Consider the following 20,421-nt stretch of genomic DNA (forward strand, 5'->3'; position numbering starts at 1 on the left):
ATAGGAAGTAATGTTGAAAAATATTACTTCTGTTTTTTCTTATGAAAGTTCTTCGCTTTTTAATAATCGTTTCTTTTTTAGCATTAATTATTTCTACAAAGATTAGTGCACAATCAGGTATTTCTGTAAGTCCACCAAGGACTTATTTTACGTTAAATCCTGGAGAGTCTGAACGTAAAAAGATTTTGGTAACCAATGTTAGTGATGTAAATACATTAGAGTTAGCAGTATCTTTTAAAGATTGGAAGTATGATGAATTCGGAGCTAATGTTGTTTCGGAAGTGAATACCCTACCAACGAGTAATGCAAACTGGATCACAGTTTTACCAAATAATACATTTACACTTTTACCAAAAGAATCGAAAGAAATAGAAGTTCTTATGCAAGTTCCAGAAAAGGTAAATGAAGAAAGTGTACATACTACGATGATGTACATTACTCAAACTAATCCGATAGCTGGACAAAATAAAAGTGGAGAAAACATTAAGATTTCAATTCGTACAGGTGTCAAAATTTATCAACGACTAAATATTGTACGTGATATAAATGTTGAGTTTACAAATTTTGTCTACGATAAACATGAAAATCGTTTGGTACTAAATATTTCTAATGATGGAAATGTTTGGAGTGAAGGAACGATTAGAAATGAAATTATTAATCAAGATAATGGAAAACAAATAAAATTGCAAGATGCAGTTTTTTATAGTTTACCGAATGATAAAAGAATTGTATATATACCATTGCCAGATGATTTAGCAAAAGGCTCGTATATTGTTACCTCAACTTTAAGTTTTGAGAAAGATGATCAATTGAAAATAGCTGAATTGACTTTCTCAAATGATAAATAATAATTTATTTCAGAAAATTGTTTCAACAATTATGTTGCTACTAACAGTAGCTACTTCTGCTCAGTTAACATTAAATGCGCACAATAATGGTTGGGTACAAGTTAATGGAAGTAGCGGTGTTACTGTAACTAATGTTGTAGCTGTTGAAATGCATATGTCTGGTGCATTAAATTATAAAAATTGGTCATTAGTTGCGCGAGTTGTTTCACCTATTGTAAATTCTCAGAAAAAAGAATTTCCTGTAGAAAAACTTAAATTAAGGTTCAATAATTATACAACATCTCAATATTATTCAGAGAACTATCCTACTCTAAATCAGTTAGGAGTTATCCAGAATAGCATCGCTATGAGTTTTTCTCCCAACTATTTTATTCGAAATTCTCCTATGGCAATTACAACGCCAACAGGAAGATATGGAGGAATTGTGTTGAATTATGATATTGTGATAGATGCGGGAACTTATCTAAATCCTTTAAAATCTTGGAATAATTATCCTATTCAATTAGAATTTTCGATATTGAATGAATTTGGAGCTGTAATAGGAAGAAGTCTTTTTTCTATTGAAATGCAAATTAGTCCAAACGGAAATTACGAACCTGTTCCTACACTTTCTATAGCAGTGGACGGCTCTGCTGTAAATGGAGAATTAGTATTCAATACTATTCAAGATTATAGAAATGGAGTTAAAAAAGAATATCAAAATGGGTTAATTGTTTCTTCAGATACTGCTTACGATATTCAAGTTTCGTCACTTAATCAGTATTTGCAATCAAATGATTCGCAGAATTTGGAATTAAATTCGATTAATGTTCAGATAAAAGATACAGAAACAAATCGTTTGTCTAAAGAAATAAAACTTTCGAATTACAATCAATCATTAATAACAAATAGTTCTAAAACTACTTCAAAAAAATATAATATTATTTATTCTACAACTCCGTCGGATAATAAAATTTTGAATAGTAAGCCAGGAAATTATTCAACTTCGTTACTGTACACCATTACACCTTTGTAAAACAATATGTACTTTTTAATCAATTATTTTCGAAGCGTATTTTTTATTCTGCTTATCATTGTTAGCGGACAAAATTTGCGTGCTCAAACTATAAATAATGGATTAAAATTTAGCACAATAAAAGAAATTAAATTAGAAGATGATAATAATTTTTCTGTTATTCTTCAATTAGAAAATACAACGAATGATACTATTAATGCGCTCTTGGGACTTAAAATTCCTGCATCAGTAAGATCGTATTCGCAAGACAATCTTCAAATAAGAATCAATCCGAAAAAGAAAGCTTTTATTCCAATTCAATTTACAGTGAACAAATCGCAAATGGCTGGGAAATTGGATTTAGAATTTAGTATAATTGATTTTTTAAACAAAAAAGAAATCGGGAAATCGGTAACATCGGTTATTGTTTTGCAAAAGAGAAATATCAAAATTTTTCCGGTTCAGAGTAATATTTTTTATCGCCAAGAAGGAGATTCTATTCATTATGAGCTAAAAGTAATGAATATGGGAAATCAAGCTGAAGAAGTTTTATTAACAAATGTTCTTCCTGATTTTAGAGGTAATTTTACTTCAGATAATAAACGAATTAATGTAGACGCTTTTCAAGAAAGAATTGTTCGGTTTTCTAAATATGTAGACCGTGATATGATGAAAATCGAAAGTTTTCAGGTAAATGTTTCGGGTTATACAAATACCAAAGATTTTGCAGGAAATGTCTTTTTTACAATTCAAAATGCCAGTTCTAATCGTGTGTACACAGATCCAGCGATGTTGAATCAGAATTGGACAAATCTTTCTACAAATTATGTCCGATTAACTGCTCGTGATATCAATTCTACAAATGCGAATTATAATTTAATGGCACATCAAGAATTTTCGGTTGGGTTAAATGAATTTGCTTACAATATTAATGGAACTTCATGGCAAAACGATCAAGATATGGTTTTGACAGATTCTTGGGTGAAATATCAGCGGAAAGACAAAGGTATTTTAATAGGATCGATTAATAATAATGATTTTGATATTCCAATTAATGGACGAGGCTTAATGCTGTTTAATAATTATGATAAAAATTACAATCGTATTGTGGTTGGAACAGTCGAAAAAAATTATAATTTATTAGATAATTTGAGTAATGATGTATTCAAAAATAGTCACACAACTTTTGCGAATGGAAGATTTTTAATAAAAGATAAAAATGAGTTAGAAACAACTACTTTATTCGATAGAAATTATTCGACAACTAATTTTGTTTTGACAAATGGTTACAAGTGGATAACTCCGAATAAATGGAATTACTCTATGAAATTTGGGTATGGTTTATCAAAATTTAAAGAAACGAACAATGTCGAAAATTCGATGTCGGTTTCTGCAAATATTTCTGGAACAATAGGAAAGTTCGATTTCTATAGTTCTAATTATTTTAGTTCTGGTTATTATCCTGGGACGCGACGTGGAGCATTGTATCTTAATCAGCGTTTTCAACGAACGTTTTCTAAATTTTCTCTGTGGTCTTCGTTAACAGTTACCAATAATAATCCGAAATCTATCGATCCATATTTGATTAATTACATGCAAGCAAATGAATCGAAAGCCTTACGTTTTGAAACAGGAATTTCGTTTAAATTAGCGAGTCATTTCAATCTTTCGATTTCTCCAAAATTCAACATAGAAAAATCAAATATCTTGAATTATGAGACCTTTACGTATATACCAATGGATTTTAGATCGACTTATCTAAATGGAACGTTTACTTGGTTGTCTAATTCTCGTGTGCATCAGTTGGTGTTGAATGCTTTGGGAGGATTTTCAGAGTTAAATGATTTTCATAAAGTCGATCCAATTATTTATGGACAATTAACATGGAATGTGAAAAACTTTCAGTTAAACTCGATTTATCAACGTGGGAGTATGATGATTGCAGAAGTTTATTCTACCAATAATCTAGATCATCAACTAGAACGTTTTACTACTTCAGCGAGTTTTCGTCAAAGTTTTTTTCAGAAAAAATTGAATACAGCAGTTTCTACTTATTATAATATTGACAAAAATTTTGGAAATACAATAACTTTTGGAGCTTCTATCGATTATCAACCATTTGATGATTTTATTGTTAATACACAAGCTAATTTTAGTCATTACGATTCAAAAACATTGTATAGTAAACAAACTTATTTGCAAGTTGGTGTACAATATAATTTACCAGCAAAACGTGCGGTAACTAATGTTAAAGACGGAACATTGAATTTGTTTGTGTTTTATGATTACAATGCAAATGGTGTTTTTGATAAAGGCGATAAAGTGGCTGATAGTCGTAATGTGAAGATAAATGAAACGAATTTTATTACAGATTTAGAAGGGAATATCAAGTATAAAAAAGTGCCTTATGGAAATTATTTGGTTAAACTTCCTGGTCAAAAATGGTTTGCGCAAGATTATGCGATTAATATCAATGCGAAAACGACTTCTATTTCTATTCCAATGCAACAAACTGGTGTTGTGAGAGGGAAAGTTGAATATGAACTGTCTTCAAAATTAGAATATCAAGTTTCGGCAAATTTATTTGGATTTACATTGATTTTTAATCACGAAAATGGACAGGTTTTTACAGTTAAAACGAATGATAGAGGTGAGTATACAGCTTTTTTACCTGTTGGAAATTATACATTTCATCTTGTAGAAAATAGTTTACCAGAACATGTTTATGCGAAAACATATTTGAATAAAGTGACGGTTGAAAAGGAACAAAATACAGAATATGAACCGCTTATTCTTAAAATTAAGGAACGAAAAGTTAACATTAAACGTTTTGGTAGTTAATGGGTATTTTGATTTACTTTGTATCAAAATAAAATCTAAATGCCACTAACTTTTTGCCATCCAGCAATTATTCTTCCGCTAAAAAAGCTAAAATCAAATTGGTTTTCGATGACAGGATTAATTATTGGTTCGATGTCGCCAGATTTAGAATATTTCTCTCGAATGGAGATTGTAGCAACGCACAGTCATTTGTTTTGGGGTGTTTTGTATTTCGATTTACCAATTGCTCTTATTTATTGTTTCGTTTTTCACATATTTGTTCGAAACATTTTAATCAATCATTTACCAATTTTTTTAAAAGAACGATTTGCTCAATTTCTAAATTTTGATTGGATTTACTATTTTAAAAAACATTGGATAATTGTGATTCTTTCAATTATAATAGGAGCTTATTCGCATCTTTTTTGGGATGCTTTTACTCACGAATGGGGATATTTTTCGAAATTAATTCCAACTTTAGAGGAAACTTGGTTTCAAATTCCTTTCAATAATTTCGAAGTAAAAGGATATAAATTTCTACAACATTTTAGCACATTTTTAGGTGCGATTTTTATTGTTTTTTGGATTTATAAAATGCAAAAACAGCCCCTTCCTAAAACTAAATTTGATTACATTTTTTGGTTAAAAGTAGTTCTATTTACAACAATTATTTTCGCAATACGATTTGTTTTCTTTCCTATTGAAATTGGATTAGGTAACATCATTGTTGTTATTGGAATGAGTAATTTTTTGAGTTTGATTATTTTTGGGTTAAAGGAGAAACTGTTGATAAAATAATAAAAGGTTATCAAATAACTGACAACCTTTTATTTTAGAAGTGATTAAAAATTCACTTTATCTTTTATATAATTTCCGTTTTGACAGAATTTTTTTAATTCATTTTCGATGAAAACTTCAATAGCTTCCGCATCTTGCTCAGGGTAAAGCAAATGTACATTTGCACCAGCATCTAATGTAAAATATAAATGATTTCCAGTCTCACGACGGAATTCCCACAACTTTTCTAAAGCCGCAACTGTATTTGGTTTCATCAAAATAAATGCAGGATTCGACATCATCATCATCGCGTGTAATGTCAACGCTTCATGTTCTACCAATTCTCCAAACGCTTTGATATCGCCAGATTTTAAAATTGGTAATAACGCTTTTAAGTTTTCATTTGCTTCCACAAAACGACGTTCAGCATAAGGATGTCCATTCATTAAATTGTGTCCAACAGTAGAAGAAACCGATTTTTGACCTTCGTGAATCAATAAAATAGTGTCGTGAAAAGTTTTGAAAACATCATGAATTTCGACATCTGGATATTTTGTTCCAAATAAATCTGAACTTCCTTCGATAAAATCATTTTCTCCCCATTCAACCAAACCTTTGTAAACCGAACGACAAGCACTTCCAGAACCTAAACGAGCCAAGAAAGAAGCTTTTTTTAAGGAATCTTCTTCAGATAAATTAGCTCCTAAAATATTCTCAATTTGAACTAAACACAAAGCCATTGCCGACATTCCAGAAGCTGAAGAAGCAATTCCAGAACTATGTGGAAAAGAATTATGTGTATGAACTTCAAATTTGAATTGATTCAAAAATGGAATGTAAGCTGTAATTCTTTCGAAAAAAGTAATGATTTTTGGAGCAAAACTTTCTTTCAATTCACCTTCCAGGTAAACTTCAACTTCGAAAGTATCCGACGTTTTTGGCGAAAATTTTAATTCAGTTTCTGTATAACTATTTGTTAATGTGTAGCTGATAGAGCTATTGGTTGGAATTTGATTTTTCTTTTTTCCCCAATATTTTACCAAGGCAATATTTGATGGACTTTTAGCAGAAACGCTTCCTGATTTTAATTCCGAAGCAGTTGTTGAAAGTGTTGAAATGAATTGTTGTTCCATAAAACAAAAGTAAACTATTTTGTAGAATTCAGCTTTTGAAAGCGTTTATAATGATAATCAATTGCTTCTTTGATTGGAATAAATTCATATTGAAGCAAATTTTTAACTTTAGAATTGTCGTATTTGGTATGAGTTGTCAACGAATAATAATTCGCTTTTGTCATATATTTTCCACCAAAAACTCGACTGAAAATAGATAGATTTTTAATGATTTTCAAGGTTGTATTCGAAACATTTTTGATTGAACGTTTACTATTCATCGAAACAAAATCAAATACTTCTCGGTAACTTCTATTTTCAGAAATCACCACAAATTTTTGATTGTAAACTTGTTGATTAATTAATTCTAAAAAAATCTTCACGACATCGCGTACGTCTACAAATCCTGTTCCTCCCGAAGGAGCATAATCACTTTTTGATGAATTTTGTTGAAATAAACTTTCGCTCGCACGTTTTGTATCTAAAGTTCCAATGATTACACCAGGATTGATAATAATAACTTTAATGCCTTCTTGTGAAGCGCGCCAAACCTCCATTTCAGCTCTAAATTTTGAGATGGAATAAGAAGAATGTGTCAAGCTATTATTCCAGCCAGAACGCTCATCAATCATTTTCGTTGCTGGATTTAAATCATCCATCGAAGCAATAGAGCTGATAAAGAAAAATTCTTTCACGCCAGAATCGATTGCTTCATTAACCAAAGCTTCTGTTCCTAAAATATTAGTATTGAAAATTTCTTCTTCTTGACGTTCATCAAACGAGACAAAAGCCGCAGCGTGATAAATTGTTTCGATTCCGTCCAATAAACTCGGAAGTTCAGTTACATCCAACAAATCACCATCAATCCAATGAATAAACTGATAAAATTGCGAAGCATTTTGGTCTATAAAGAAATTCTCGATGGTTTTTGTATTCGATTTTCTTCGTTTTAAAGCACGAATAGGTTGTTGCTTTTTTGCTAATTCTACCAATAAATGTGCACCAACCAAACCTGTTCCTCCCGTTACGAAAATCATACTGAATTATAAATATCTTTTTTTCTTGAACCAAAAGTAAATAAAAATTACCACTAATAACATGACAAGTAAACAAATTGGATATCCTAATTTGTGATTTAATTCGGGCATGAAATCGAAATTCATACCATAAATTCCTGCAATAAATGTCAAGGGAAGAAAAAAAGCAGAGAAGATAGTTAACGTTTGCATGATTTCGTTCGATTTTTGACCATTTATTGATAAATAAATAGTTAATAAACTTTGTGCATCATCTACAATTTGTGAGTGTAGATGTAACATTTTTACATTCTCTTCTATCAAGTCTTGTGAAGAACTTGTTCGTTTATTATCTAATCGATATTCTTTAAGAGCTTCTAAAGTATAATCTAATATTTTTTTACAAGCAGTAGCTTCTCGTTTGATTTTATAAAGATTTTGCAGTTTTATTTTTCTAAAATCATCTGTAAAAATCATTTGTTCTAGTTGATCTACACCTTCATCCATTCTATAAGCAGGTTGTTCGTAGGTTTTGATTGTCTCAGAAATTATTCGATACAAAATACTTTTAATTGTAACTTTTGAAGAGTCAAGATTTGAAAGATGTTTTTTCTGAATAATATCAAACATATCAGTATCTTTTTGATGTACTGTTACAATAAAATCTGAACCAATATAAATACTGATTTTATGACTAAATTCTCGAATAATATTTTTCAACATACGATGTTCTTTGTCAAAAAAACGAATCAATAAAAATGAAACATTTTGATCATCAGATTCATATTTTGGTAAATGTCCAGGTTCTAAACTATCTTCTATAGTTAGTCTTTGAAAAGAATATTTTGTGGCAATTTCATCTAGTTCATTTTTTGTAGGATTGTGGAGATTAATCCATTTGAATTTTTCATTTTCGAAAATAGTTTGCATGTAATCGTTATATTCAAATTTTAAATAAATATATCAAATTAGTTTTTATTCTTAATCATCATTTATAATCTACCGAAAAATCATAACTTTGTTGTTCGTAAAAAATTAGATAAAAAATATATTAAAATACTATGAATCCATTAATTGAAGAATTGACTTGGAGAGGACTGGTTCACAATATTATGCCAGGAACAGAAGAACAACTAAATAAAGAAATGACTTCTGGTTATGTAGGTTTCGATCCTACGGCAGATTCTCTTCATGTAGGAAGTTTAGTTCCTATATTCTTATTGGTTCATTTACAACGTCACGGACATCGTCCAATCGCTTTGGTTGGTGGAGCAACTGGTTTTATTGGTGATCCAACAGGTAAAGCAGCAGAAAGAAGTTTATTAGATGAAGAAACGTTGAATAAATATGTAGCTGGAATTAAAGCGCAATTGTCTCGCTTCTTAGATTTTGATACGAATAACGGTAATTCAGCTTTGTTGGTGAATAACTATGATTGGATGAAAGATTTTTCTTTCATTGATTTTGCACGTAATGTAGGAAAGCATATTACTGTAAATTACATGATGGCAAAAGATTCTGTAAAATCAAGACTTTCATCAGAGTCTAATGTTGGAATGTCTTTTACTGAATTTACTTACCAATTAATTCAAGGTTACGATTATTTACATCTGTATAAAGAATTAGGTGTAAAATTGCAAATGGGAGGTTCTGATCAATGGGGAAATATTACAACAGGTACAGAGTTAATTCGTCGTACTGTACAAGGTGAAGCTTTTGCTTTTACTTGTCCATTAACTACAAAAGCAGATGGAACTAAATTCGGGAAATCTGAAGGAGGAGAAAATATCTGGTTAGATAAAAATCGTACTTCTTCTTATAAATTTTATCAATTTTGGTTAAATCAGGCTGATGCTGATGCAGAACGTTATATAAAAATTTATACTTTTTTAGAAAAAGAAGCAATTGATGATTTAATAGAGCGTCACCGTCAAGAGCCACACTTACGCGAATTACAACGTAAATTAGCAACTGAAATTACTATTTTAGTTCATGGTGTTGATGAATTACGTAAAGCAGAAAAAGCGTCTCAAGTTTTATTTGGAAAATCAACTTCTGAAGATTTAAAAGAATTAGATGGAGATACTTTCTTGTCGGTTTTTGAAGGTGTGCCTCAGGCTACAGTTTCTAAAGAAGAAATTGAAGTAGGATTGGATATTGTAGCTGCTTTAGCTGAAAAATCTGGTTTCTTGAAATCAAATTCAGAAGCACGACGTGAATTAAAAGCAAATTCTATTTCAGTAAACAAAGAAAAAATTGTTGAAGATTTTGTTTTAACAACAGAAAATTTAATCGCTGATAAATATATCTTATTACAAAAAGGTAAAAAGAACTATTTTATTTTAATAGTTGAATAAGAAAATATAAATAAAAAAGCCTCGCATTTGCGAGGCTTTTTTTATTATCTTAAAGATTGTATGTAGTCTTTTATTGTCTCTTGAAAATTCCCTTCGGATTTTTCTAATAAACGTAAGAAAGCACTTCCTATAATAGCTCCATTTGAAAATTCCCAAGCTTTTTCTACATCTTCTTTTGTTGAAATACCAAAACCTATTTGATGAGGCTTCGTTAAACCTAAATTTTTGATGTTAGATAAAAAAACTTCGTTATAATTAGAAGTTGTAGCTCCTGTTGTTGCAGAACTTGAAACGATGTAAACAAAACCTGATGTAGCATCATTAATCTCTTTAATGCGTTTTTCTGTTGTTAAAGGTGTAATTAGAAAAGTAACTTTTTGATCGTATTTCTCAAATAATTCTTTGTGTTGCGCCAAGTAAATTTCGTACGGCATATCAGGTAAAATCAAGCCTGAAACTCCACTTTCTTGACAATTTTGTAAGAATTTCTCTAATCCAAATGTCATCACTTGGTTGTAATAACCCATCAAAACAATCGGCGAAGAAATTTCATTTTGAACCGATTTTAATTGCTTAAACAAAATATCTAACGTCATTCCATTTACTAACGCTTTTTCACTTGTAGCCTGTATAGTTGGCCCATCAGCTAAAGGATCAGAATATGGAATTCCAATTTCTATTATATCAACATTATTTCTATCTAATTCTTTTAAAATAACAGGGGTATCCGATAAATTCGGATACCCAGCTGTTGTGTATATTGTAATGAGATTATTATTTTTTTGTGTAAACAATTGCTCTAACTTATTCATGTTATTTTGCTTGTTTTAATAAGATTGTATAAACAGGAAAGTGATCCGAATATCCATTTGCACGATAAGTATCTCCGCTCCACATACGATTTGGGAAACCTTTGTAAGTTCCTTCTGTTGCTATTAAGTAATCTTTATTAAATACTTCTGTTTTGTAAATTTTGTAAGATGAATAATCTTTATTTTTTGTAACTAATGATGAAGTCGAAATAAATTGATCAAATAAATTCCAAGCATCACGATATGCTAATGTCCCAATTCCTTTTTTGTATAAAGGTAACATAGGATTGTAATATCCGTCTTCTGTAACTTTTGATATTTCTCCAGCAGGATTAAATGTATTTTTGATACTCGGAGAAATAGGATCATCATTGAAATCTCCCATTGCAATTACTTTAGCATTTGGATTTTTAGATTTTAAATCATCAAAAATTCCTTTCATTACTTTAGCAGCCTCTATACGCGCAGGCATAGATGCTTTTTCTCCTCCACTACGAGAAGGCCAGTGATTTACTAAGAATGTAATTTCTTCACCATCTAATAAACCTGTTACTTGTAAAATATCTCGAGTGTATCTACGTTTTCCCTCAGAGTCATAATTGAAAATAGGATGAGGTCTTGCATCAATTACTTTAAAGCGTGATTTCTGGTACAATAAACCGGTGTCCACTCCTCTTGCATCAAATGAATTGAAATGAACAACATCATAATCGTATTTTTTTAGAGCTGAACTATTAGCTATATCTTCTAAAATTTCTCTAGTTTCAATCTCACATAAACCAACAATAGCAGGAGCAGAACCAGTAACATCTGTACCTAATTCACTAATGACTTTTGAAATGTTATTGATTTTTTGAAAATATTTTTGAGTGTTCCATCTCTTATTTCCATTTGGAAGAAACTCTTCTTGAAGAATCAAAGGGCGAATTATTTTCTTTCCTTTTAAGTTTTCGTAGGTATAACTTTGCTTGAATTCTTCAGTTTCGTACTTTGAAATGTCAGATTCCGCAATCTGAATGTGATAATTCTTATCATTATATGGTAAAGTCCCATTTATATATCCTACTGATTTTATGGTGTCAAAAATATTTTCGACATTATAAAAAGCAACAGTTGCACTTGAGTATTTAGTCTGAGCTTTAACACTTAACGTTAAGAATAAATTAAAAATTATTAATAAAGTTAAAGATTTATTAATTTTAAACATATGTTATTAATTATGAATTTACTAAATTTGTTGTCCTATTTTTTTCGATGGAGAAAATAAATAGCTAATTTATAAATAAAAATTCGTTTGAATGAACAAATTATTGTTAAGTCTTTCAGTCTTTGCTGCAACTGTTGCTATGGCGCAGGCGCAAACAAAGGTTACTGGGGTAGCAAAAAATGCTGCTACAGGTGAAGAGGTTTATAACCTCACTGTACGTTTGGACGGAGGAGCAGTAAGCGATGCTGCTATCACCGATCGTATAGGTTATTTTCAGTTTGTAGATATTCCGGATGGAACATACAAATTACAAGTTTATGGCGTAGGATATGATCCTTATGAAAAAGAAATCACTGTAGCAGGGCAAAAAGAGCTAGACTTAGGTGATATTAAATTAACATTTAATCCAAATACTGCAGAAGTTGGTATTATTACTTTAACTGACGATGAATTGTCAGATGACGAAAGTACTACAGCTTCAAATTCAGGACTTTTACAATCTTCTCGCGATGTTTTTGCTCGCGTTTCTGCATACGAATTAGGTTCGTATTGGTTTAAACCAAGAGGTTTAGATAACAAGTATAATGACGTACATTTTAATGGAGTTCGTATGAACAAAATGGATAATGGGCGTGCGACCTTTAATAACTGGGGAGGTTTGAATGATGTTACTCGTCGCCCTGATGAGTTAACATATGGAATAGAGCCTTCTAAATATGCTTTTGGAGATTTAGGTGGAGTCACAAATTTTGATACTCGCCCTTCTACAATGCGAAAAGGGGTAAGTTTAGCATATTCTAATACTAATCGTTCGTATAGAAATCGTGTAATGGCAACTTACAATACAGGATTAATGGATAATGGTTGGGCATTTATGGTTTCTGGAAGTAGACGCTGGGCAGAGGAAGGTATCATAGAAGGTACTTTTTATGACGCTTATGCTTATTATTTAGGTATCGAGAAAAAGTTTAATGAAAAACATACTTTAAACTTTACAAGTTTTGGTGCTCCAACACGTCGTTCTACAGGTTCTCCAAATACACAAGAAGTTGTGGATATGAAGGGAATTTATTACAATTCTTATTGGGGATGGCAAGATGGTGAAAAACGTAATGAACGTGTTAAGAAAACATTCGAGCCTATTAATATGTTAACTCACCATTGGAATATTAATAATAAGTCAAAATTAACAACAACTGTTTCTTATCAATTTGGTAAAGAAAGTGGTTCTCGTTTAGATTGGTTTAATGCAAATAACCCTTCTCCAACATATTATCGTAATATGCCAAGCTACAAACTGTATAAGGTAGATGGAAGTGCGCCAACTGAAGCAGATTTTGCGGCATCTAATGTATTATATAATCAATGGATGAATGGAGAAATTTCTCAATTAAATTGGAATAATTTATATGATGCAAATAGAAAATCAAGTAAAGATGGACATGCAATTTATTGGTTAACTGCAGATGTTAACGAAGATAGAACAGCAACAGCTTATACGAATTTTCAGACAGAATTAGCACCAAATATTGATTTAACATTAGCAGCATCTTACCAAAATACAAATTCTAAATTATATCGCGAAGTTCAAGATCTAATGGGAGCTGAGTTTGTGTGGAATAAAGATGATTTTAATACTGTTGTAGAAAATGGAGTTTCACGTTTTTATCGTTATAATATTTTAGATAATCGTGACGAATCGGAACGAGATAAAATTAGAAAGGGAGAAAAACAAGAATATTATTACGAAATCAATCGTGATTATGCTGATTTATTTGCCCAAACTAAAATCAAGTCGAAATTTTTGGATGTTACAATTGGAATGAAAGCAGCAATGACGAAATTCTATCGTGATGGGAAGTTCCAAAATGAGATGTATAAAGATCATTCTTACGGAAAAAGTAAGACATACGATTTCTTAGATTTTGGAGTAAAATCGAATTTCTTAGTGAAATTAGACGGACGTAATTTTATTCAAGCAAATGTAATGTATCAGACAGAAGCGCCAACATCGGATGAAATTTTTCCAAATGCTCGTTTGAATGATGTTACAATTAATGGAATTGAAAGTGCTAAAATTTTCTCAGGTGATTTATCTTATATTTTAAGAGCACCTAGAATAAAAGCTAGAGCTACAGCATATTATACACGTACAAAAGATGAAATACAAAAAGCTTTCGGGTATATTGATGGAGGATTAGATTCTCAAAAAAGATTTTTTGTATCTGAAGTTTTAAATGGAGTAGGTAAAGAATATTTAGGTACTGAACTGGCAGTTGAGGCTCAAGTTTTACCAGTTCTTACAGTTTCTGCTGTTGCTTCTATTGGACAATATGTTTACAAAGATAATCCAGATTATTATTTGTATTCTGATGAATTTGGTAAAGATGGAATTCCTTTCAAAAACTTTGGGACATCATATTTGAAAAATTATAAAGTATCTTCTGGACCTCAATCAGGGTTTTCATTGGGGGCAGAATATCGTGACCCTAAGTTTTGGTGGATAGGAGTTTCAGGAAATTTATTGACAAATAATTATGCAAGCCCTGCGGCTTATCGTAGAACAGCAAGCTTTTTATTAGATGATAATGGAGTTACTGATCCAACATTAACAGATGAAGGTTTAATGCGTGTTTTAAAACAAGAAAAATTTAGTAACGAGTTTATGCTGAATATAAATATGGGAAAAACTTTTCGTATTGGTAAATACTCTGCAGGAATTTCAGGAACGATTAATAATGTTTTAAATAACAAAAACTATGTAACTGGAGGATTTGAACAAATGAGAATAGGTAATTATGCTAATGCAAGTAATAAATATTATCAAACTATGTTCGGACCAAAAATGTTCTACGGAATGGGGACTACTTATTTCGCAAACATTTATTTCAGATTTTAATTTTTAACAACGAATTATAAAAAAAATGAATACAATATCAAAATTATCAATAGCGGGTATTTTAAGCTTAGGTTTATTTATTACGCAATCATGTGTACAAGATGATGATTACTCTGTGCCGCCAACAGAATGTAGTTTGCCAAAAGCAAATATTAACCTTAAAGATTTAGTAACTAAAGTAACTTCTGGTGAGATTGCTTTAGATTCTAATGGAGCTGTTGCAGACGATTTAATAATGGAGGCTTATGTGATTTCGAATGATGAAACAGGAAACTTTTATAAAACTATTTCTTTACAAGATAATCCAAGTGAACCTACAGTGGGTATACAAATAGAGATAGATGATAGTAATTTATATACATCTTATCCATTAGGATCAAAAGTTCAAGTTAGATTAAAAGGATTAGTTGTAGCAAAAGATAGAGGAATAATGAAAATAGGTTCTGTAGATCCTACTTATGCTGTTGGTCGTATTCCAAGAACTTTATATAAAAAGTTTCTTATTAGAACATGTGACCCTAACAAAGAAATTGTTCCAAAAGTATACAATAGTTTATCAGATGCTTTGAAAGCAGAAAACTTAAATACATTAGTTACAATTAATAATGTTCAATTTAAAGATCCTGAAGGGGATAAAACTTACGGAGTTTTAAATACTACTGTTAATAGAGTTTTAGTTGATAAATCAGGAAAAGAAGTAGATTTACGTAATTCAGGTTATGCAAAATGGTATAATGAGGCATTACCAACAAAAAGTGGTTCTATTACTGTTGTTGTAAGTATCTATAACTCTTCTTACCAAGTTTATATTCGTGATACAAAAGATGTAAAGTTTGATCAAGATCGTTTTGAAGTTGGAGGTGGACAAAATCCAGGAGGAGATGGTACAGAGGCTACTAACTTGTTATTTAAAGGATCTGATTTCAATGTTTGGGCAGACTTTTTAGCATCTATTAATACAACATTTGGATTAAAAGATTATGCTACAAATGGAGTTGGATTAGGAAGAGATAATTCAAATGCATTAAAGATTAAAGGTACACCTGCTGGAAATGATTATGTGTTTACTGCTTTGTTAACAGATGCACTTCCTGCAAACCCTAAGAAAATTACTTTCTATGTAAAGGGAACTGCTGGAAAATCATTATCATTAAATGTAAATAAATCAACAACTGGATTTACACCATTTAATATAGGAGATCTATCAAATAAATCTGTTACAGTTTCGGCTGCTGCAAATAATCAATATAATGGAACTATTGATACAAAAGGAGAGTGGGTACTTGTTACTTTAAATATTGAAGGACTTGATATTCAAAAAACAATTAAAGGAGATTTGTTTTCTTTAAAAGTAGGTAAAGATGTTGCATATGATTTAAATATCGATAATATTAAGATTGATTAATCAAATCATTCTTTATAAAACAAAAAGGAGGCTAATTTTAGCCTCCTTTTTGTTTTATAAAGAAAATTGTTAAGGAAGTGAAAAATTATTATTGAATATTTTAATAATTTTTAGTATAAAAATACAATGAATTTTTAAATATAATTTATTGACGATTGTTGATAAAATTATAGGTTTATTATCGTAAGCAATAAGTGGAGCAATTGGTTTGAATGGTGGTATAAAATCTCTATTATATATTGTTGATAGAGTATATATGACAGCTGCTGATGCTAATGCTATTAATTTGGATGCTATTGAAGAAGTAAAAGTATTGAAAGATGTTTCTAAATTAGCATTTTTGAATCTCATGGAGCTAATGGTGTTATGGTCATGAAAACAAAATCCGCGAAAAGATAAGAGAAAACAGTTCCTTATTTATCTCGAATTGGAATTAATCAAATAGTTGATTCACTAGACATCAACTTAATGAATGCAGAGTAATTATTAAACTATCATAATGGATTAACTTTTATTAATGACTTAGGGTTAAGGCAACTCATAAGCAAAAAAATGCTCATTTTTCTAAAAATAATCACAAATGGTCAGGTGATTTGTATAAAAATAGTATCTCATTCTATTTCGATTAGTAAAAATGATGGTGAATCATCTAAATAAGTTTTCTGTAAATTATGATAAAAATGAAAATTCTGCTAAATACTTCGCAAATGCTAATGGGAGTTGTCTATTTATAGCAAACGTCGAAAAGCTGAAGATTACAAATATCCATTGCTACCTCCTTGCCAGTTTTAAACTTAAATAAGAATATGGCTCAGAATCCTGGATATTAATTTGGAAGAAAAATAATTGTTAAGTAAATATAATGGCTATCTAAAAAGATAGCCATTATATTTATGGTTGAAACTCATGAAAGTTTAGTGTTTTTTAACATTTTTAGTTAAACTCAATAAATCTAAAAGGGTTAAAAATGCTATGTTGTGATATACTATACATATTGAGTTTAATCGTTTATTTAGGGTGGTTGATATGTCTATTGTTATTAATAATAATATTTAATAGGCTTTTATTGAATACTTGATAAAATAAAAAAATACTTAAGTTTTTGGAAATCTTAAAAAAAAGTTAGAGTTTTGTCTAAAATGTTATAAAATATAAAACTATGAGGAGAAGATTAACATCTTTGGGCTTACTGGCTTTCCTAGGTTTAGGAACAATGGCTTTTGCTCAAGTTACGGGTGTAGTTAACGATGGTAACAATTTTCCAGAGTCTGACGTAGAGGTTACCGTAAAAGGTACAGATAAAGTTGCGTATACTGATGAAAACGGAAATTTTAACATTGATGCTAAAATAGGTGATACATTAGTAATTAATGGAAAAGAATTTAAAGTAACTTCTAATAATTTAGGAGCTTTAAAATATACAGTTGATGAAAAAGTTGATTTAGGTGAAGTAATTGTTGTAGGTTTCGGACAGACTAAAAGTGTTCAAGAGGTAACGGGAGCAACAAGTACAATGAGTTCTAAATCAATTCAAGATGTTCCTGTGGCTTCAGTAGATAAAATGTTACAAGGGCGAGTATCTGGAGTACAGGCAGGTAGTGCTTCTGGTCAGCCAGGAGGTATGGCAAGTGTTCGCGTTCGAGGTATTTCTTCTATTAATGGGGTACAGTCTCCAATTTGGATTGTAGATGGTGTGCGTATAGCTAGTGGAGATTTAACAAGAAACAATACAACAGGTAATATTTTAGCTAATATGAATCCTGATGATATTGAATCAGTAACAGTTTTAAAGGATGCGGTGTCAACTGCTGTTTATGGTGCTGATGCTGGTGCTGGTGTAATTATCATTACTACAAAATCTGGAAGAAAAGGTGATGCAAAATTTAATTTCTCTTCTTCTATAGGATGGAATGATAGAGCTGTTAAAATGAATCGTCCATTTACAGGTGATGAGTATAAAACATATTTAAGAGATCAGGTTAATAATTACTTAGAAACTAGCTATACAAACGAAGATATTGCTAATGGAAAAGTGAATGCTACATTTGCTAGTATCTTTAAATCACCTTATTCAACAAACTGGCAAGATGAGACGATGAAAAAGGGAATACAACAAAATGTTGATTTCAATGTTTCTGGAGCAAACGAGAGATTGTCATATTATGCATCTGCCAATTATTTTAACCAAGAAAGTGTTATTAAAAACTCTAGCTTCAAACGTTTAGCTTTTACAAATAAACTTTCTTATCAAGCAACAGACAAATTAAAATTATCTACTGATATTCAAATGTCTTATGGTAATATTAGAACTTTACCAAATGCAGGAGGTTTTGCTAATCCTATTTTAGCGGGATATTTCAATAGACCAACTGATCCTGTTAGAAATGAAGATGGTTCTTATTATTGGACTTCTAATGGAAGAATGTCTAATGGACAGTTTAATCCTGCTGCTTTGTTAGATATGAACTATAGTAAAGCACAAACAGCTCGTGTATTTGCGAACTTTAAAGCAGAATATGATATTTGGAAAAATATTAAATATACATTAGTTTTTGCACCTGAATTTGTTAATGTTGAGGAAGATAAGTATTATAACCCTAAACATGGAGATGGATTAAACTTAGGAGGTTATCAATCATCAGGAACAAATAGATTTTTTAATTTTAATGTTCAAAATATTGTAAGTTGGAATCAAAAATTTGATTTACATAATGTAGGGGTGTCTTTGATACAAGAAGCATATAAATCAGATCAAAGATATTTGTCATCAACAGGAATTACTGTAGGTAGCCCTGTTTTAGAGACATTGACAAACTTTGTTGTTCCTTACGGATATGAAGGAGGTAAGGTAATTTCTTCTCGTTGGGGATATGCTGCAACAGCACACTATGATTATGATAGATTAGTATTAGTTGACGCGTCTTATCGTCGAGATATCCTTTCTCAATTCATGCCAGGTCAAAAAGAAGGAGACTTCTGGTCTGTAGGTCTTGGATTTGATGTTGCCCGTTTAGGGGGATTAAGAGGAAATGGAACTATTTCAATGATGAAATTGAGAGCTTCTTATGGTAAATTAGGTAATCAAGTAAGTGCTAATCCTTATGCCACATATGCTTATTCAACAAATTATAATGATTACGCAGCAGCAACTTTCAATAGAGTATATAACCCTAATTTATCTTGGGAAACAGTTAATCCTTTAAATGTAGGAATTGATTTTGGTTTCTTAAATGATCGTATTAGATTTTCAGCAGAGTATTTCAATAAGAAAACAAAAGACTTGATTTATGATTTACCATTATCGGCTTCTCAAGGACTATATAATGTGACAAATGGAAATGCAGTTTATACTGATAATATTGGTGAATTAGTAAATAAAGGTTTTGAATTTACTGTAAATGCAGACATCTTAAAAGGAGATCGTAATCAATTCAATTGGAATGTAGGATTTAATCTATCAACTTTAGATAATGAAATTACGAAATTATATGGAGGAGAAGTTAAAGGAGGTACTACAATCTTAAAAGAAGGAGAAGGAGTAAGAACATTTTATTTAAGAAAATGGGCTGGTGTAGATCCAACAAATGGAGATCCATTATGGTATATTAATGGTAAAGATGGTGCTACAACTAATAATTATGCTACAGCACAACAAGCTGTTCAAGGATCATTTATTAGTGATGTATATGGAGGTATGAATACATCATTAGCTTATGCTGGGTTCTCATTAGATCTTCAATTTACTTTCGGATTTGGAGGGAAAATCTATGATAACTGGGCTGCATATAACTACAGTGATGGACAATACTCAATCAACTATCCTGGATATGGAGATGTAATGGGGGATTACTGGACGCCAGAAAATACCAATGCATCGAATCCAAAACCAGTTTATAATGGAAATAAAAGATCGAATAGTGCTTCTACACGTTTCTTATATGACTCAGATTACATTCGTTTGAGTAACGCAAGATTAGCATATACATTCGATAGTAAAATGTTAAAAGGAAGTGGATTAAATTCAGTTCAAATGTATGTAATGGCAAATAATGCTTGGACACATAGATTTGACAAAGATTTAAAATTTGATCCTGAAACAAATGTAGCAGGATACACAGACTTTAATTTACCAGTATTAAAGGCATTCTTATTAGGAGTAAATGTTAGTTTCTAA

The 20,421-nt window shown here is 30.7% G+C and carries 14 protein-coding genes; 8 read left to right on the forward strand and 6 right to left on the reverse strand.

Annotation, left to right across the window (positions count from 1 at the left end):
* The first annotated feature begins 41 nt into the window (after nt 1–41).
* From E4J94_RS05255 to E4J94_RS05270, 4 genes are read left to right on the forward strand one after another with little or no spacing between them, the layout of a single operon-like run.
* Complete coding sequence (locus tag E4J94_RS05255; RefSeq protein WP_135834805.1) at nt 42–848, forward strand: fimbrial biogenesis chaperone; 807 nt, start codon at nt 42–44, stop codon at nt 846–848.
* Entirely contained in the window at nt 838–1,863 is a 1,026-nt protein-coding gene (locus E4J94_RS05260) for a hypothetical protein (protein WP_135834806.1), read from the forward strand. Before E4J94_RS05255 ends, E4J94_RS05260 begins: the two co-directional genes overlap by 11 nt.
* A gap of 6 nt (nt 1,864–1,869) precedes the next feature.
* The gene (locus tag E4J94_RS05265) at nt 1,870–4,683 is read left to right on the forward strand and encodes a hypothetical protein (protein ID WP_135834807.1); all 2,814 of its coding nucleotides are present in this window, start codon (nt 1,870–1,872) and stop codon (nt 4,681–4,683) included.
* A 39-nt stretch (nt 4,684–4,722) separates the two neighbouring features.
* Nucleotides 4,723–5,460 carry a DUF4184 family protein gene (locus E4J94_RS05270; RefSeq protein WP_135834808.1) on the forward strand — a complete coding sequence of 246 codons (738 nt, stop codon included), beginning with the start codon at nt 4,723–4,725 and terminating at the stop codon, nt 5,458–5,460.
* A gap of 44 nt (nt 5,461–5,504) precedes the next feature.
* Here the strand turns inward: E4J94_RS05270 and mvaD are convergent, their stop codons facing one another.
* From mvaD to E4J94_RS05285, 3 genes are read right to left on the reverse strand one after another with little or no spacing between them, the layout of a single operon-like run.
* Nucleotides 5,505–6,572, reverse strand: a complete 1,068-nt coding sequence (mvaD, locus tag E4J94_RS05275; RefSeq protein WP_135834809.1) for a diphosphomevalonate decarboxylase — start codon at nt 6,570–6,572, stop codon at nt 5,505–5,507.
* Between the two features lie 14 nt (nt 6,573–6,586).
* Nucleotides 6,587–7,588 carry an NAD-dependent epimerase/dehydratase family protein gene (locus E4J94_RS05280; RefSeq protein ID WP_135834810.1) on the reverse strand — a complete coding sequence of 334 codons (1,002 nt, stop codon included), beginning with the start codon at nt 7,586–7,588 and terminating at the stop codon, nt 6,587–6,589.
* Nucleotides 7,589–7,594: 6 nt separating this feature from the next.
* On the reverse strand, nt 7,595–8,497 hold the full coding sequence (locus tag E4J94_RS05285) for a CorA family divalent cation transporter (protein WP_135834811.1): 903 nt from the start codon (nt 8,495–8,497) through the stop codon (nt 7,595–7,597).
* Nucleotides 8,498–8,628: 131 nt separating this feature from the next.
* On the opposite strand from E4J94_RS05285, the gene tyrS reads away from it, so the two are divergent.
* Nucleotides 8,629–9,924 (forward strand): tyrosine--tRNA ligase, encoded by a 1,296-nt coding sequence (tyrS, locus tag E4J94_RS05290; protein ID WP_135834812.1) that lies wholly within the window; start codon nt 8,629–8,631, stop codon nt 9,922–9,924.
* 44 nt (nt 9,925–9,968) lie between these two features.
* On the opposite strand, the gene trpA is transcribed toward tyrS, so the two are convergent.
* Together trpA and E4J94_RS05300 are read right to left on the reverse strand one after the other, a co-directional pair.
* Nucleotides 9,969–10,736: a tryptophan synthase subunit alpha gene (trpA, locus tag E4J94_RS05295; RefSeq protein ID WP_135834813.1), complete on the reverse strand. Its 768-nt coding sequence runs from the start codon at nt 10,734–10,736 to the stop codon at nt 9,969–9,971.
* Between the two features lies 1 nt (nt 10,737).
* Entirely contained in the window at nt 10,738–11,943 is a 1,206-nt protein-coding gene (locus E4J94_RS05300; protein WP_135834814.1) for an endonuclease/exonuclease/phosphatase family protein, read from the reverse strand.
* A 91-nt stretch (nt 11,944–12,034) separates the two neighbouring features.
* Between E4J94_RS05300 and E4J94_RS05305 the strand changes: the two genes are divergently transcribed.
* Nucleotides 12,035–14,842, forward strand: a complete 2,808-nt coding sequence (locus tag E4J94_RS05305) for a carboxypeptidase regulatory-like domain-containing protein (RefSeq protein WP_135834815.1) — start codon at nt 12,035–12,037, stop codon at nt 14,840–14,842.
* 25 nt (nt 14,843–14,867) lie between these two features.
* Nucleotides 14,868–16,247: a DUF5689 domain-containing protein gene (locus tag E4J94_RS05310; protein ID WP_135834816.1), complete on the forward strand. Its 1,380-nt coding sequence runs from the start codon at nt 14,868–14,870 to the stop codon at nt 16,245–16,247.
* Nucleotides 16,248–16,316: 69 nt separating this feature from the next.
* On the opposite strand, the gene E4J94_RS05315 is transcribed toward E4J94_RS05310, so the two are convergent.
* A complete protein-coding gene (locus E4J94_RS05315) occupies nt 16,317–16,598 on the reverse strand; it encodes a hypothetical protein (RefSeq protein ID WP_135834817.1) in 282 nt (93 codons plus the stop codon).
* Nucleotides 16,599–17,406: 808 nt separating this feature from the next.
* Between E4J94_RS05315 and E4J94_RS05320 the strand changes: the two genes are divergently transcribed.
* A complete protein-coding gene (locus E4J94_RS05320; RefSeq protein WP_246034262.1) occupies nt 17,407–20,421 on the forward strand; it encodes a SusC/RagA family TonB-linked outer membrane protein in 3,015 nt (1,004 codons plus the stop codon).

The organism is Empedobacter tilapiae (assembly GCF_004785645.1).
Taxonomy (GTDB): Bacteria; Bacteroidota; Bacteroidia; order Flavobacteriales; family Weeksellaceae; genus Empedobacter; species Empedobacter tilapiae.